At 57.4% G+C, this 15,231-nt stretch carries 12 protein-coding genes; 7 read left to right on the top strand and 5 right to left on the bottom strand.

Annotated features, from left to right (window positions below; genetic code table 11):
* Window positions 1-254: 254 nt before the first annotated feature.
* Complete coding sequence (locus tag MFP24_RS05370; protein ID WP_249229425.1) at window positions 255-1,709, bottom strand: NAD-dependent succinate-semialdehyde dehydrogenase; 1,455 nt, start codon at window positions 1,707-1,709, stop codon at window positions 255-257.
* 10 nt (window positions 1,710-1,719) lie between these two features.
* Complete coding sequence (locus MFP24_RS05365) at window positions 1,720-2,985, bottom strand: 4-aminobutyrate--2-oxoglutarate transaminase (RefSeq protein ID WP_249229427.1); 1,266 nt, start codon at window positions 2,983-2,985, stop codon at window positions 1,720-1,722.
* 152 nt (window positions 2,986-3,137) lie between these two features.
* On the opposite strand from MFP24_RS05365, the gene pdxR reads away from it, so the two are divergent.
* Window positions 3,138-4,631: a MocR-like pyridoxine biosynthesis transcription factor PdxR gene (gene pdxR, locus MFP24_RS05360; protein ID WP_249229429.1), complete on the top strand. Its 1,494-nt coding sequence runs from the start codon at window positions 3,138-3,140 to the stop codon at window positions 4,629-4,631.
* 190 nt (window positions 4,632-4,821) lie between these two features.
* Window positions 4,822-5,916: an ABC transporter ATP-binding protein gene (locus MFP24_RS05355; RefSeq protein ID WP_249229431.1), complete on the top strand. Its 1,095-nt coding sequence runs from the start codon at window positions 4,822-4,824 to the stop codon at window positions 5,914-5,916.
* Window positions 5,917-5,985: 69 nt separating this feature from the next.
* Here MFP24_RS05355 and MFP24_RS05350 read toward each other — a convergent pair whose 3' ends face one another.
* Window positions 5,986-6,234, bottom strand: coding sequence for a GlsB/YeaQ/YmgE family stress response membrane protein (locus tag MFP24_RS05350; RefSeq protein ID WP_249229433.1), 249 nt, complete (start codon window positions 6,232-6,234; stop codon window positions 5,986-5,988).
* Between the two features lie 313 nt (window positions 6,235-6,547).
* Between MFP24_RS05350 and MFP24_RS05345 the strand changes: the two genes are divergently transcribed.
* The gene (locus tag MFP24_RS05345) at window positions 6,548-7,825 is read left to right on the top strand and encodes an acyltransferase family protein (RefSeq protein WP_249229436.1); all 1,278 of its coding nucleotides are present in this window, start codon (window positions 6,548-6,550) and stop codon (window positions 7,823-7,825) included.
* A gap of 235 nt (window positions 7,826-8,060) precedes the next feature.
* The gene (locus MFP24_RS05340; RefSeq protein ID WP_249229438.1) at window positions 8,061-9,110 is read left to right on the top strand and encodes a DUF481 domain-containing protein; all 1,050 of its coding nucleotides are present in this window, start codon (window positions 8,061-8,063) and stop codon (window positions 9,108-9,110) included.
* A 47-nt stretch (window positions 9,111-9,157) separates the two neighbouring features.
* Here the strand turns inward: MFP24_RS05340 and MFP24_RS05335 are convergent, their stop codons facing one another.
* Entirely contained in the window at window positions 9,158-9,847 is a 690-nt protein-coding gene (locus MFP24_RS05335) for a gamma-glutamylcyclotransferase (RefSeq protein WP_249229440.1), read from the bottom strand.
* Window positions 9,848-10,481: 634 nt separating this feature from the next.
* Here MFP24_RS05335 and chaA point away from each other — a divergent pair.
* Window positions 10,482-11,576: a sodium-potassium/proton antiporter ChaA gene (chaA, locus tag MFP24_RS05330; protein WP_249229441.1), complete on the top strand. Its 1,095-nt coding sequence runs from the start codon at window positions 10,482-10,484 to the stop codon at window positions 11,574-11,576.
* 174 nt (window positions 11,577-11,750) lie between these two features.
* Window positions 11,751-13,463, top strand: coding sequence for a C4-dicarboxylic acid transporter DauA (gene dauA, locus MFP24_RS05325; protein WP_249229443.1), 1,713 nt, complete (start codon window positions 11,751-11,753; stop codon window positions 13,461-13,463).
* A 468-nt stretch (window positions 13,464-13,931) separates the two neighbouring features.
* On the opposite strand, the gene MFP24_RS05320 is transcribed toward dauA, so the two are convergent.
* Window positions 13,932-14,348, bottom strand: a complete 417-nt coding sequence (locus tag MFP24_RS05320) for a hypothetical protein (protein ID WP_249229445.1) — start codon at window positions 14,346-14,348, stop codon at window positions 13,932-13,934.
* 131 nt (window positions 14,349-14,479) lie between these two features.
* Here MFP24_RS05320 and folM point away from each other — a divergent pair, with 131 nt between their 5' ends.
* Window positions 14,480-15,202, top strand: coding sequence for a dihydromonapterin reductase (gene folM, locus MFP24_RS05315; protein ID WP_249229447.1), 723 nt, complete (start codon window positions 14,480-14,482; stop codon window positions 15,200-15,202).
* The last annotated feature ends 29 nt before the right edge of the window (window positions 15,203-15,231 follow it).

Genomic DNA, 15,231 nt, shown 5'->3' with positions numbered 1-15,231 from the left:
TCATAATTAAGCATAATTCATGCCAGTTCGAAGATTTTCATGAACGTTCGGCGCAGAAGCCGGCAAGAAGGGTCGAATGCGGACGGTAAGAAGCAACTCATCGGCGGCATACTTTTTTCTTTTGCCTGCGTTGCCTTTTGGTGGTGCGCGCCGGCAAATCGTCTGCACCATTCAGGCGCATGGGGCGGCGGCGAAACGGGTGCGGAAACCTCCATGGCGCACCCGTTTTCCCTCATGCTTTGTTGTCGAAAAAACTAGCGTGAAATATCGACGCAGAGGTATTTCATTTCCAGATACTCTTCGATACCGAAACGCGATCCCTCGCGTCCCAGCCCCGACTGCTTCACCCCGCCGAACGGCGCGACTTCATTGGAAATGAGCCCGGTATTAATCCCGACCATGCCGTAATCCAGCGCTTCGGGAACCGTCCATTGACGCACCGCGTCACGGGTGTAGACATAGGCCGCCAGACCGAACTCGGTATCGTTGGCCAGCTCAATGGCCTCCGCCTCGTCGCTGAACTGAAACAGCGGCGCCACCGGGCCGAACGTCTCCTCGCGGGCGAAACGCATCTCGCGGGTCACATTCCCGACAATCGTCGGAGTAAAGAAGGTTCCCCCCAGCTCATGGGGCTCTCCGCCCAGCAGCAGCGAGGCGCCGTGCGCCAGCGCATCGGCGATATGCTGCTGCACTTTGTCGACCGCATCCGCGTCAATCAGCGGACCTTGCGTTACGCCGGGTTGGCTGCCGTCTCCCACCTTGAGTTTTTTCACCTCGGCGACCAGCTTCTCCACCAGCAGCGGATAGATGCCTTTTTGCACGTAAATCCGGTTGGCGCAGACGCAGGTTTGCCCGCTGTTGCGGAATTTTGACGCCAGAATGCCTTTTACCGCCTGATCCGGGTCGGCGTCGTCAAACACGATAAAGGGCGCGTTGCCGCCCAGTTCCAGCGACAGTTTTTTCACCGTCGGCGCGCTCTGCGCCATCAAAATGCGCCCGACTTCCGTCGAACCGGTAAAGCTCAGTTTGCGCACCACCGGGCTGTCGCACAGAATTTTCCCCACCGACTGCGCATCGCCGGTGATCACCTGCAGCACGCCGCGCGGGATCCCGGCCTGCTGCGCCAGCTCCGCCAGCGCCAGCGCGGTGAACGGCGTATGCTCCGCCGGTTTGACAATCATGGTGCAGCCGGCAGCCAGCGCGGGCGCCGCTTTGCGGGTGATCATCGCCGCCGGGAAGTTCCACGGCGTGATGGCCGCGCAAACGCCGATCGGCTGCTTGATAACCAGCAGCCGCTGCTGGCCCTGGGGCGATTGCAGCACGCTGCCCTCAACCCGTTTGGCTTCCTCGGCGAACCAGTCGATAAACGACGCGGCATAGGCGATTTCACCGCTCGCTTCCGCCAGCGGTTTGCCCTGTTCGGCGGTGAGCAAGGCCGCCAGATCGTCCTGATTTTCCATAATCAGGCGCGACCAGCCCTGCAGCGCGGCCGCACGCTCTTTCCCGGTACGCCGGCGCCAGCCCGTCAGCGCCCGTTCGGCGGCGGCGATCGCCTGCGCCGTTTGTGACGCTGTCACCAGCGGCACCGTACCCAGCACCTCGCCGTTGGCCGGATTGGTGACGTTCAGTTTCTCGCCGTTCCGGCTGTCGTGCCATTCACCGTCAATCAGACAGCGTTGGCGAAATAATACTTTTTGTTTCAGTTGCATAGCATTCCTTTTACTTCGTAAGCACACGAGTGATAATAGTCAGCGCCTTGCTGAACTGATCGTCGGGAATGGTCAGCGGATGCAGGAAACGAATCACGTTGCCGTGCACGCCGCAGGTCAGCAGCAGCAGCCCCTGCTGCAACGCTTCCTGCTGGAAGCGCCGGGTGATGTCCGCCGAGTGTTTACCGGTCTGCGGATCGTTAAATTCCGCCGCCACCATTGAACCCTGAGCGCGAATGGCCGCCAGCGCCGGACAGCGCGGCTTCGCGTTTTCCAGCGTTTCCACCAGCGCCGCTCCCAGGCGCTGAGCCCGCTGACACAGTTTCTCTTCGTCGATCACATCCAGCACCGCCAGCGCGGACGCCACCGCCAGCGGATTGCCGGCATAGGTGCCCCCCAGACCGCCGGGCGCGGGCGCGTCCATCACCTCGGCGCGGCCGACCACGCCGGAGATGGGGAAGCCGCCGCCCAGGCTTTTCGCCATGGTGATCAGGTCGGCCTGTTCAGTATAGTATTCCATGGCAAACAGCTTGCCGGTGCGGGCGAAACCGGTTTGTACCTCATCGGCGATCAGCAGAATGCCGTGCTCGTCACACAGCTTGCGCAAGGCGCTGATAAATTCCGGCGGCGCGATGTTGAATCCGCCTTCTCCCTGAATCGGCTCCAGCAGAATGGCCGCCACCTGATCGGCGGCGATATCGGTATGCAGCAGACGATCGATGCTTTCCAGCGATTGTTCAACGCTGATGCCCTGCTGCGCGTTGGGATAGAGCGCGTGGAAAATGGAACCGGGGAACGGACCGAAACCGGTGGAATACGGCGCCACTTTCCCGGTCAGCGTCAGGGTTAACAGCGTGCGGCCGTGGAAGGCGGCGCCAAAGGCAATCACGCCGGGGCGTTTGGTGTAGGCGCGGGCGATTTTCACCGCGTTTTCCACCGCTTCGGCCCCGGTGGTGAAAAAGGTGGTTTTCGCCGGTCCGTCGATGGGCGCCAGCGCATTAATTCGCTCGGCCAGCGTAACGTAGCTGCCGTAAGGCACAATCTGATAAGCGGTGTGGGTAAAGCGCTCCAACTGCTCGCGCACCGCCGCCAGGATTTTCGGATGGCGGTGGCCGGTATTCAGCACGGCGATCCCGGCGGCGAAGTCGATAAACTCACGGTCTTCAACGTCCCACAGCGTGGCATTTTCCGCGCGGGCGGCATAGAAATCGCACATCACACCCACGCCACGAGGGGTGGCGGCCAGACGACGTTGATTTAATTCTTTATTACTCATTTTCTGCTCCGATTCTGAAAACACGCCCACATGCATTGATGACCGGGTTTCGGTCGTGATGTACGCCGCGGCCCACATCTTTTCTGTTGCTATTTATGCGCCGGATGGTTCTATAATCCAGAGCCAGTTTTTAATATTTAAGGGATCCACTTTTGCGCTCGCTATTAACCGACCTGCTGCTGCAGCGTTTGAACAATCATCGGGAAGGCACGCTGAACAAGCGTCTGTATGACACTATCCGGCTGGCCATCCTCGACGGCGCCCTGGCCGCCGGCTGCCGGCTGCCCTCTTCGCGCGATCTGGCCGGCGAGCTGTCGCTGTCGCGCAATACCGTGCTGGCGGCCTATGAACAGCTGCTGGCGGAAGGTTTTATTGAAGCGCGCACCGGCAGCGGTACTTTCGTCACGCAACAGCTGCCGGACGGCAATATGCCCCCGGTGCGCGATGAAAGCGAGAACCTGTCCCGGCTGCCGGCGCAGGAGCTCTCCCGCCGCGGAGGACAGCTGCTGGGCTATGCGGGCGCCTCCGCCCGCCAGTGGGGAGCCTTTATGCCCGGCATTCCCGATATCGCCGGTTTTCCCCACGATCTGTGGCGCAGAATACAAACCCGGCTAAGCCGCCGGGTCAAACCCGAACAGCTCTCTTATTCCCCCATCGGCGGCTGTGCGGAACTGCAACTGGCGCTGGTGGACTACCTGCGCGTGGCGCGCTCGGTGGAGTGCGCGCCGGAGCAGATCCTGATCACCGAAGGCACCCACCAGGCGATGGATTTGCTGGCGAAAATGATCTGTAATCCCGGTGACGTCGCCTGGATTGAAGATCCCTGCTATTGGGGAACGCGCAACCTGTTGACGATTAACGGGCTGCGCGTGGTTCCCATCGAGGTGGATGAACAGGGAATGGCGCCGCCGGACGCCGTTGCGGCGCAGGCGATACCGCGGCTTATCTGCGTGACGCCGTCGCATCAGTATCCGTTGGGCGCGGTGATGAGTCTGGCGCGGCGCCAGCGTCTGCTGGCGCTGGCGCAGGAACACGGCTGCTGGGTGGTTGAAGACGACTATGACAGCGAATTCCGCTTCTCCGGCAACCCGATCCCCGCGCTGCAAGGGCTGCAAACCCAGTCGCCGGTGATTTACATCGGCACCTTCAGCAAAACGCTCTATCCGGGGCTGCGCGTCAGCTATATGGTGCTGCCGCCGCAGCTGGCGCGGGAGCTGAAAATCGCCCATGCCGAGCTCTATCGCGGCGGCCACTGGCTGACCCAGGCGACGCTCGGCCAGTTTATCCGCGAAGGGCACTACGCCGCCCATATCCGCCGTATGCGGCTGCTCTATGCCAGACGGCGCGCCATGCTGACCGAACTGATCGAACGGCATCTGGGGGCGGAGTACATCGGCGACAACAGCAACGCCGGGCTGCATATGCTGCTCAAGCTCCCGGCCGACGTCGATGATGTGCTGCTGAGCGCCCGCATCCTGCGCCGCGGGGTGATGGTCAAACCGCTTTCCAGCTACTACCTGCGGTCGACCACGCAGCGCGGGTTGCTGCTGGGTTATGCCTGCGTGGAAGAGAGTAAAATGGCGCAGGCTTTCGCCGTTATCGCCGAGAGTATCCGGGAGCAAAAACCCGGTGATTTTCCCGTCTGACGCCGGCTATTTTTTCGCCCTATTATGGTGCCTGCCCGGCCGCGCCCTTCCCCATAATGGGGCAAGCCGCGCGGCCGCTTTTTAATGCGGCGGTTTCAACCGCCTTGCCACGCTCGGTTTTAGTTAAACAGGCATGATTTATGCATGAGAGGGAAATAAGACAGGTCACCGAGAGATAATGGAATTAATGATGAGAACCTATGTCAGCTTCAAAAACATCCAGAAAACCTACGATGGCGATCGCCTGGTGGTAAAAAACCTTAATCTGGATATCCAGGAGGGCGAGTTTCTTACCCTGCTCGGTCCTTCCGGCTCAGGAAAAACCACCAGCCTGATGATGCTGGCCGGGTTCGAGACCCCGACGCAGGGCGAGATCCTGCTGCGCGATACCCCGCTGCATCACCTGCCGCCGCACCAGCGCGGCATCGGGATGGTATTTCAGAACTATGCGCTGTTTCCACATATGACGGTGGCCGAAAACCTGGCGTTTCCGCTCTCCATCCGCCGCCTGAGCCGGGTGGACATCAAGGAAAAGGTCGACCGCGTGCTGGATCGCGTCAAGCTGACCAATCTGGCCGATCGCTATCCGGCCCAAATGTCCGGCGGGCAACAGCAGCGCGTGGCGCTGGCGCGGGCGCTGGTTTTTGAACCCAAGCTGGTGCTGATGGATGAACCGCTGGGGGCATTGGACAAACAGCTGCGCGAACATATGCAGTTGGAGATCAAAGAACTGCACGAGGCGCTGGAGCTGACCGTCGTCTATGTCACCCACGATCAGAGCGAGGCGATGACCATGTCCAATCGCGTAGCGGTATTCAACGACGGCATTATTCAGCAGATGGATAACCCCAACGATATTTATGAAAAACCGCAAAACACCTTTGTGGCGCAGTTTATCGGCGAAAACAATACCCTGATCGCCACTCAGGCCGGTACGGAAGGAAACTTTTACCGCGCCACGCTGGACGACGGTACGCAGTTGCAGGCGCTCAAGGTACGCCCCAGTTCGCCGGGCAGAAAAATCGCGCTCTGTATCCGGCCGGAACGCATCCGCATCAATGTGGAAAATCCCGCCGCCGGCGTGCAGCAGGTCAAAGCGCGGATCCAACAGTTTATTTATCTGGGCGATCACGTGCGCATGATGACGGAAGTGGCCGGTCAGCCGCAGTTTATGGTGAAGCTGCCCGCCAGCGAAGTTCAGCCGCAGTGGAAGCCGGGCTCGGAAGTGACCCTCTCCTGGCATCCGGAACACCTGCGCGCGCTGGATGTGGTCACCACGCATTAATGAATGCAAGACATAAAAAAGCCGCATGTTATCGGCGATAGCATGCGGCTTGAATTGCTATAAGCTGGCTTAGCTGCGAACCTTACGGTAAATCCACAGCACCACAATGGCGCCAATCACCGCGACGACGAAGCTGCCGAAGTTAAAACCGTCCACCCGGCCAAAGCCAAAGAAGGTACTGATATATCCCCCGACAACCGCACCGACAATCCCGAGGATTATCGTCAGGAAAAAACCACCTCCGTCTCTGCCTGGCATTAACCATTTAGCCAAAATACCGGCAATCAACCCAAAAATAACCCAAGACAAAATTCCCATAACAACCTCACTTTTCCTAATTCCATGATGGGTTTATCTACAGAATTACCCATGCAGACAAGACGCGATACTAAGTATAGACAAGGATTATCAATCAGGGAGTAATTTCCGATATTTAGCTAACTGTTTGATTATATAAACGCCATTAGCAGCGTCTGGCCGCTAAGGCAACTTGTTAAACCAATCCTAAACAAACCCTAAACGAAGCCGGTATTTATAGCCATTATCCTAATTAACGCCGTTTTGCTCTCGTCTAAACTTGATCATTACAGTATTTTCCTGCTGTTTACACGGCGGTTGACTGAGGAACAACATGAAGAAAGTCAGTAAAGAGCGATTTATCGGGCTGGAATGGCTGCGATTTTTGCTCGGTTGTTATGTGATGATTTATCATACGGCGCACGTTTACCCGCAGCGTGAATTTATCCCGTTCCTGAGCGAATTGACCAGTATGGGATTTTTCGCCACCAGTACGTTCTTTGTCCTATCCGGATTTCTGCTGGCCCATGTCTATATCAAAGACGGCCGCCTGCGTGAGCCCGCCCGCCATTTCTGGGCCAAACGGCTATTCAATATTTATCCCATCCATATTATCGCGCTGGCGTCGTCCATTGCCGTGGTGATGCTGATGCAGTGGCTGGCTGTGCCGCCGGAGGGCCAGGTCGCCAGCGCCCGTTTCGTGATTTACGATACCAACGATCCCGCCGCCGACCCGGCCACGCTGCGCCACTATATGACCAATGCGCAGCTGGCCTTTAACAGCCTGCTGCAGCTGTTGATGCTGCAGGCGTGGAACCCCTATTTCCTGACCTTCAATGCGCCGCTGTGGTCGCTTTCCACCCTGTTCTTTTTCTATCTGACCTTCCCGCTGCTGGGACCCCGTCTGCTTAACAGCCGCCACCCCTGGCTGTGGATGGGCATCATCTGCCTGCTCTACCTGCTGCCGCCGGTCTGGGTGATCTGGCAGCAACAGTACGGCATGCCCTACACCGGCCTGCTGCAGCGCGGACCCATCTTCCGCTTGCCGGAGTTTCTGGCCGGTATTCTGGGCTACGCCCTTTTCCGGCACTATCGCCAGAAAGGACGCGAACCCCTGACCAGGGGGCAGCGCTATGGCGTGGTGCTGTTTATCATCGCCAACTTTATTGTCGCCACCTGGCTTTTCACCAGGGGCGAAGCGTACTGGTACTTCCTGCTGCATAACGGATTGCTGTTGCCGGCGCAGGTGGCGTTGGTGTGCATCAGCGCTTTGGCGCGCGAGCCGAACAGCGAATGGCTGCGCCACTGGTCGCCGCGGCTGGGCGCCGCCTCGCTGTCGATATTCGCCCTGCACGTGCCGCTGTTTAATTTATTCCGTACCGTTGAACAGCTGGTGCGCGGCAATCCTCTGGCCTGCTTCAGCAACTGGGATCAGTGCATCGCCGCCGCCGGGCAGGTTCAGCTGTCCGTAACCGGCTATGTTTTTTTCCTGCTGTCCACCGTGGCGCTGTGCGTATTGTTCCAGGAACGGATTGTTTCCCGGGTGCGGAAATTCCTTACGGCGCGTTTTCTGGAGCGCAAGCCGTCATCCTGCTCGCAGGGCGCCGCCTAAGCCTGCAACAGCTATAGCTCGAAATGTGATCAACATCGCGTTATAGCTGTTAATCATCAATCGTATCTTTTATAACTATTTACATTCTAATCAATGATATTTTTTGTCTAGAGCATCCCCGCAAATCCTGTTAATGTTTGCCGTTCCGGGCTGAACCGGTTCGTTTTTTTTCATCGGCCGGACGCTGCTGTAAACGGCGTCTTTCGAAACTTGTCACTACTGTTTATCTGGCAAAATGACACTATCCAAATATGCAATATCTTCCCTGAGTCTGGTTATCGCCCTCGCTTCCGCCGGCATTACGCCAAGCCGCGCCGATACCGTTTGGCTAACCAACGGCGACCAGTTCACGGGAAAAATCACCCTGCTTGACAGCGGCAAATTATTTATCACCACCGATTACGCCGGGGAAATTTCCGTTTCCTGGGACAAGGTGAAAACCTTTGAAACCGACCATGGCCTGGTGATTCAGGGAGAGCGCTATCGCGAAGGCGAACTCTATCCGGTTATTAAAGCCGGGGAAAACCGCGCCATTGTCGCCACGCCGTCCATTTCCAGCGACGCGACCGGACCGCAGACGCTGCAGCTTTCAGAGATCACCTCAATCGTCGCCCAGAAGCCGCTGGTGAAAGACTTCGCCTGGAAAGGCAATATCGACGCCGGGATGTCGCACAAGAAAAGCTCCACCGAAACCGATAACTACGATGCGACCCTCAGCACCCAGGCGCGGCACGGAACCTGGCGTCATAACATTGACGGCAGCTACCACCTGGCAAAAGAAAATAATGTGGAAAGTACCAAGAATGCGTCCGGCGAATACGCGCTGGATAAATTTCTTGATGAGCACTGGTTCTGGCAGGGGCGCTATCAGTACAAACGCGACTGGATCGAAAGCATTAAAATCAACCGTTCATTCGGTCTCGGTCCCGGTTATCAGTTCTGGGATAACGACCTTGGCGCTTTCTCGCTGACCTCGCTGGTCAGCGCCCAGACCTATGTCTATCAGGATGAAGCGGAAGGTGAAGATAACTTCTACTCAGGCGGCATCAAATGGGACTATAACCGCTTTCTGTTCAGTAAATCGGTGGAAGCCTTCACCAGCGGCGAACTGGGACGCTCCTTCGACGCCACCGCGCCGTTTTATCTGAAAGCGGACGCCGGCCTGCGCTTCAAGCTGACCAACTGGTCGTCCATGAGCATGAAAGTGTCACGCACCCGCATCGAAAGCGATCAGGGTAATGTCGACGATACGCTGTATACCATGGGCGTGGGCGTCGGCTGGTAATTCCCGTTGTTTGCAGACGGTCGGCGAATACTGTCGCCGCCGTCTTTTCAGCCGCCATGCTCCTGGCTATCGGCCGCGGGCTGCTGCTGTAGCAGACGCACCAGACGGGCCAGCTCACTTAGCTCGTCATCCGCCATTCCGTGGTTTTGCAACTCTTGTTCCAGCGCAAACAGATACTGCGCGTTGGTTCCCAGCGGCCCGCTGGCCTGGGCGATAAGCGGCGCAATCCGCTGAATACAGGTATCCTCTTCAATCAGCGGATGTCCGGACTCGGAAACAAACACCAGGGCGGTGACAGTGTCACCATTTTGCCGCTGCAGTTCGCACCACTCCGGGCGATAACACCCGGTCAGCATTTCACGCTTCCACAACAGCTCTAAATCCTCACGCAGCGAAGCTTCCGCCAGACGAAAGGCCAGACCGGTGGTTTGCCCGCCAGGCTGCAGCGCCAGCATGCGCCCGGGGCAGCCAACCGTGCCCCGTCCGGCCGTCAGCCGCAGGCAAAAAGCCCGATGCCAGTCGTGAAGCGTCGCCAGACAGGCTTCTTCGGCGTCAAAAACCGGATTCCACATCAGTGAACCATAACCAAATACCCACACCGGGCTTTCATCCGGGCGCCGGTCCAGCGTCTGCGCCAATGAATCGGCTCGCTGCTGCGGCGTAAGTAATAAGGTTTCCTCAATACGGCCAAAAGACGTTCTACAATCTGCTTTCTGCAAAAAATCACGTGTTAGCACGACTTCCCCACTCCCGGACCACATACCGTTTTCTGCCAATCAAGGCCTGTTGTCGTTCCATCCTTAAGCCCAACACTGTCGCCTGGTTAATTTTACGGCAGTAATGCCTTGAGGTTATTCATTTTCCGCCCGGCAAGCAAGTCAGATAACGACGCACCGCGGATATTGTCGATTTTGTCCAAAGCGCGATAAATTAATCTACACTGGATGGTGGAAAGAACCGATATGGCGGAAGCGCCGGTTAATCGTTTCCGCGCGTTGCCTTTCCGGCAAACGCCGGTCGGGTTGGCAGGAAAAGATCCCAGGGCGTCGCCATCCATGATATGAGCGGAATAAGCTTTATGCCGTTTATTGATGGCGAGAAGGGTTAAATAAAGAGGATTATCACCGCAAACGCCGCGATATCGTCAATAACCCTGAAAATCAGTCATAAAAAATGTATTTAATATTATTATGATAGGGAGAAGATTATTATATTCTCCCCTTTGGGTTTACTTTCCGTTTCAAGCGTAAAAATCCGTAAAAAAGCCGCGAATCACCCTGAAATCTGGTAATCTACATCATCTTTTTACGCCATAAACACTTTTTGGTAACGTTTTTATCATAATTCCGCTGGATAAGGAGAACCACCGTAATGAAGTCTTACTCTGAGGTTGTCAAAACCCGTCACCAGGAATATTCACTTATCCTGCCGATAGTCTCTCTGATCGTTCTGTTCCTCTGGGGAGACACACAAGACTTCCTCTCCATTTTGGGTATTAATTTACTGGCCTTGGTCGGTATCCTTTTTAGCGCCTTCAGCGTTGTCCGTCACGCCGATGTGCTGGCCCACCGCTTAGGCGAACCCTATGGTTCGCTGATCCTCAGCCTGTCGGTGGTTATTCTCGAAGTCAGTCTGATTTCGGCCTTGATGGCCACCGGCGACGCCGGCCCGGATCTGATGCGCGACACACTCTATTCCATTATCGTGATCGTCACCGGCGGCTTGGTCGGTTTCGCGCTGTTGCTGGGCGGCCGCAAGTTTGCCACGCAGTACGTCAATCTGAGCGGCATCAAGCAATATTTAATGGCCATTTTCCCGCTGTCGGTGATTGTGCTGGTTTTCCCCAGCGCCCTGCCCGAAGGTAATTTCAGCGTGGGGCAATCCCTGCTTGTCGCGCTGATCTCCGCCGCGATGTACGGCGTATTCCTGCTGATCCAGACCCGCACCCATCAGAGCCTGTTTGTCTACGAACATGAAGACGAAGGCGACGATCCGCATCACGGCAAGCCCTCGGCCTACAGTTCGTTGTGGCACACGGTATGGCTGCTGATCCACCTGATTGCGGTTATCAGCGTCACTAAAATGGACTCGCAGCCGCTGGAGGCGCTGCTGACGGAAATGAATGCGCCAGCGCAGTTTACCGGCTTCCTGGTCGCCCTGCTGATCCTGTCGCCGGAAGGGCTGGGCGCCATTCGCGCGGTGCTGAGAAATCAGGTGCAGCGGGCGATGAATCTGTTTTTCGGCTCGGTGCTGGCCACCATTTCACTGACGGTGCCCGCCGTAACCATTATCGCCATGCTCACCGGCCAGACGCTGAACTTCGGCCTGGATATGCCGCATATCGTGGTGATGCTGGCCGTGCTGGTGTTGTGCCATATTACGTTTTCAACCGGCAGAACCAACGTGCTCAGCGGCAGCGCCCATCTGGCGCTGTTCGCCGCCTACCTGATGACCATCATGCTCTAACCCTTTCCTTTTTTCCGGCGACGCGCAGCGGCGTCGCCGGATTGCACAATCCGTATTTTCTCTTGATGTATATCTGGATCTTCTAAGAACAACCGGCGTATCGTATATAACGCATATCTACGACGGACCCAGCCGGCCCGCCATTTGTTTTTCTTTTTATTGGTTCTTTCTTAGATGAAAACGCATGGAATTAACGGCATCAAACCGTTTAGCGCGCTTATTGAAGCGTGCTGGCGAGAAAAATATACATTACAACGACTTATCCAGGATATTATAGCCGGCATCACGGTTGGTATTATCGCTATCCCTCTAGCCATGGCGCTGGCAATCGCCAGCGGGGTTCCTCCTCAATACGGGTTATATACGGCGGCCATCGCCGGGATCGTCATTGCGGTCAGCGGCGGCTCCCGCTATAGCGTTTCCGGTCCCACGGCGGCCTTTGTGGTGATTTTGTATCCGGTATCCCAACAGTACGGGCTGTCGGGCCTGCTGGTCGCCACCCTGCTCTCCGGCGTATTTCTGCTGCTGATGGGTATATGCCGTCTGGGACGGCTGATCGAATATATCCCGCTGTCGGTCACGCTGGGTTTTACCTCCGGGATCGCCATTACCATCGGCACCATGCAGATCAAGGATTTCTTTGGTCTGCAGATGGCCGTGGTGCCGGAACACTACGTTGAAAAAATCGGGGCGCTGGCGCAATCAATGCCCACCCTGCAACTGGGCGATACCCTGATTGGCGTCGCCTCGCTGGCGGTGTTGATCGGCTGGCCTAAATTGGGCATCCGTTTGCCGGGACATCTGCCCGCGTTATTGGCGGGCGTTGCGGTGATGGGGATCCTGTCGCTGTTTGGCGTCGAGGTGGCGACCATCGGCTCCCGCTTCAGCTATCTGCTGGCCGACGGCACTCAGGGCCAGGGCATTCCCCCTATTCTGCCGCAGCTGGTTCTGCCCTGGGACGTCACGACGCCGGGCGGCCCGGCCATGACGCTCGACTGGCAAAGTATCTCCGCCCTGCTGCCCGCCGCGTTTTCCATGGCCATGCTGGGGGCGATTGAGTCCCTGCTGTGCGCCGTGGTGCTGGACGGCATGACCGGCAGAAAACACAATTCCAACGCCGAACTGATGGGACAGGGCTTCGGCAATATTATCGCCCCGTTCTTCGGCGGCATTACCGCCACCGCCGCCATCGCCCGTTCGGCCGCCAACGTGCGCGCCGGCGCGACGTCGCCGGTGTCGGCCATCATCCATTCGCTATTGGTGCTGCTGGCGCTGCTGGTGCTGGCGCCGTGGCTCTCCTATCTGCCGCTGGCGGCGATGGCCTCGCTGCTGCTGCTCGTCGCCTGGAATATGAGCGAAGCCCACAAGGTTATCGATCTGCTGCGCCACGGACCGAAAGACGACATTATCGTTATGCTGCTGTGCATGTCGCTGACCGTGTTGTTTGATATGGTTATCGCCATTACGGTGGGGATTGTGCTGGCGTCGCTGCTGTTTATGCGGCGCATCGCCCGGATGACCAAACTGAGCGAACTGCCGGAAACCCGCGCGCCGCATCAGCTGGTGCTGCGCGTCAACGGTCCGCTGTTCTTTGCCGCCGCCGAACGCCTGTTCAGCGACCTGCTGGAGCGCAGCCAGGATTATCAAACCATTATCCTGCAGTGGGATGCCGTACCGGTGCTGGATGCGGGAGGGCTGAACGCCCTGTTGCGTTTCAGCGACACATTGCCGGCAGGCAAGCATCTGATTATTACCGATATTCCCTTCCAGCCGTTGAAAACGCTGGCGCGGGCCAACGTCCATCCGATAGCGGGACGCCTTAGTTTTTACGGTTCCCTGGCTCAGGCGCTTGAGGTTACCGCCGAAGAGAGCAAGGCGGCGGAATAAGCGGGCAGATAACTCCTCCCTTGAGGCGCGACAACGCTCTTTGTTGCGCCCCTCCCAGCCCCCCCTTGTCAGCTGTCTCTTAGTCACATATTTACTGTTAACGGTATATGTGAGTTCAGCGCTATTTCGTGCGCTAGAAGGCCGTCATTTCTCTGCTATGTCGCAGCACGCGCCCGACGCAGGGTGGTTCAAGCGCCACCACCCTCCGGACCCGGGCTTGTGGCTGAAATCACGTCGCTGGCGCGATGCCTTCGGCGGTCGCCCCCTTTCCCGAACCGCCAGTGACGCGTTCCCGACGCGGCACTGGCTTGCGCCGCTTCCCTGCGGCGCATTCGCGGGGTCGTCCACCTCAGCGTGATTTCTTACGCCGACGAAAACCAAAAAAACAAAGAACCAAGAACGAACCCAAGACCAGAATACACATGGCCTCTAGAGGTTCCTTGGATTTGTGTATAAGAGACAGCCTTGTCAGGGGGAGGTGCTCACGAGACTAACCGACAGACGCTCATCCCGTTGGGTTAACGCCAGCGGGGCGCTGCTCTCCTCGCCGATTACGCTCAGTTGCTCATTGGTCAGCGAATAAGGCAACTGAATATCCAAAGCCCTCAGCCCCAGCCGCCGGGCCAGGGCGATAAGTCTGACGATATTGGTTTCATCGCTTACCTGGGTGGAGAGCACCTGCATCGCCAGCGTTTTAAGCCGTTCTTTGGGGGCCGCTATCCGCCGGGATAGCGTGGTTTTGGTTACCATGCCGAAAATCGGCAGCACGCCGTACATGGCGTCGATGAAACGCCAGCGTTTATTACACAACGCCGCCAGATAATCGGCGTAATCGATACAGATTTTTTCACTGGAACATACCGATTCGGAGTGACATTTTTCCATCCCCCGCTCTCCTTTTCGCCAGTGGATTCAACGCACGTTTTTGCTGCAAAACCCTATCATGCAAGATAGGTTATTCAGGTATATTGTCACGGTTTACCGTGGATTTTCCAGCCTGTTCAGGAGCATTGATTGTGGCAACTTTTCCTTCCGCCCCCGTATTGATTACCGGCGGCGCCCGGCGCATCGGCCTGGCCTTGGCCCGTTCGTTTCTGGCGCAGGGTATTCCGGTTATCATCAGCAGACGTACGGCTTATCCCGAGCTTGAGACATTGACGCAGCAGGGCGCCATCTGCCTGCCCGCCGATTTCTCCACCACCGAGCAGATTTACGCCTTTGCCGCCCAGGTCAAGACGTTGACGCCGCGCCTGCGGGCGATTATCCACAACGCCAGCAGCTGGCAGGCGGAAAGCGCGGCTATTCCACCGGAAAAGACGCTGGCGGAAATGTTGCAAATCCACGTTTACACCCCCTATTTACTTAACCAGCTGCTGGAGCCCTGCCTGCGCGGTCAGGGCGTCGCCGGGGCCGATATCATTCATCTGACCGACTATGTGGTGGAAAAAGGCAGCGATAAGCATATCGCTTATGCCGCCAGTAAAGCCGCGCTGGATAATATGACCCGCTCGTTCGCCCGCCGGCTGGCGCCGGAAGTCAAAGTCAACGCCATCGCCCCCGCGCTGATCATGTTTCACCAGCATGACGACGAGCAGTATCGCCGGCAGGCGCTGGATAAATCCCTGATGAAAATAGCGCCGGGGGAAGAGGAGATCGTCCGGCTCGTCGACTATCTGCTCGCCAGCCGTTATATCACCGGAAAAACGCTGGGGCTTGACGGCGGCAGATCGCTGCGCTGAGAGCCGCGCTTTAACACTCGTTTACGCTT

The organism is Brenneria tiliae (assembly GCF_023347575.1).
GTDB lineage: Bacteria > Pseudomonadota > Gammaproteobacteria > Enterobacterales > Enterobacteriaceae > Brenneria > Brenneria corticis.
This window is presented reverse-complemented; position numbering and strand designations above follow the sequence as displayed.

Bases quoted from the DNA above. Each gene is read 5' to 3' on its own strand.
- MFP24_RS05370 (WP_249229425.1), bottom strand. From the start codon at position 1,709: ATGCAACTGAAACAAAAAGTATTATTTCGCCAACGCTGTCTGATTGAC.
- MFP24_RS05365 (WP_249229427.1), bottom strand. From the start codon at position 2,985: ATGAGTAATAAAGAATTAAATCAACGTCGTCTGGCCGCCACCCCTCGT.
- MFP24_RS05355 (WP_249229431.1), top strand. From the start codon at position 4,822: ATGAGAACCTATGTCAGCTTCAAAAACATCCAGAAAACCTACGATGGC.
- MFP24_RS05350 (WP_249229433.1), bottom strand. From the start codon at position 6,234: ATGGGAATTTTGTCTTGGGTTATTTTTGGGTTGATTGCCGGTATTTTG.
- MFP24_RS05345 (WP_249229436.1), top strand. From the start codon at position 6,548: ATGAAGAAAGTCAGTAAAGAGCGATTTATCGGGCTGGAATGGCTGCGA.
- MFP24_RS05340 (WP_249229438.1), top strand. From the start codon at position 8,061: ATGACACTATCCAAATATGCAATATCTTCCCTGAGTCTGGTTATCGCC.
- chaA (WP_249229441.1), top strand. From the start codon at position 10,482: ATGAAGTCTTACTCTGAGGTTGTCAAAACCCGTCACCAGGAATATTCA.
- dauA (WP_249229443.1), top strand. From the start codon at position 11,751: ATGAAAACGCATGGAATTAACGGCATCAAACCGTTTAGCGCGCTTATT.
- MFP24_RS05320 (WP_249229445.1), bottom strand. From the start codon at position 14,348: ATGGAAAAATGTCACTCCGAATCGGTATGTTCCAGTGAAAAAATCTGT.